Genomic DNA, 433 nt, shown 5'->3' with positions numbered 1-433 from the left:
CGGACACATTCCGAACCCGGAAGCTAAGACTCGCAGCGCCGATGGTACTGCAGGGGCGACCCTGTGGGAGAGTAGGACACCGCCGGACATTCATTGAGGAGTGGCCACCCGAAGACGGGTGGCCATTTCTCGTTAACGGGCCGCTCCGACGTCGGCCGCAGTACGGTTGAGTCCGATGAGGACTCCACACACGACAGGACAATCGTGAGCGATTCGAGGCACGACTCGGGGGATCAGGAACGCCCCAAGCGCGACGATCGAAGCGGTGAGCGGACGCAGGGTGGCGGCCGTGGTGCGTCCGCCGGCCGCACGGGCCAAGGCCCGTCGCGAGGTGGTTCCAAGGATCGCGACGGCAAGCGTCCCACCTCCGCGAGCGGTCAGAAGCGTCCGTATGGAGACCGGGATGCGAAACGTCCGTATTCGGGTGGTGGCG

Annotated in this window: 1 rRNA gene; it reads left to right on the top strand. The window is 65.8% G+C overall.

What is annotated here, in order from left to right:
• Positions 1-88: ribosomal RNA gene (gene rrf / locus EV187_RS11900) — 5S ribosomal RNA — on the top strand; the annotation flags it as partial.
• Between the last annotated feature and the right edge of the window lie 345 nt (positions 89-433).

The sequence above is a fragment of the Agromyces ramosus genome (assembly GCF_004216665.1).
GTDB lineage: Bacteria > Actinomycetota > Actinomycetes > Actinomycetales > Microbacteriaceae > Agromyces > Agromyces ramosus.
Note: the sequence above shows the minus strand (reverse complement) of the source record. Positions and strands in the feature narration are given on the sequence as shown.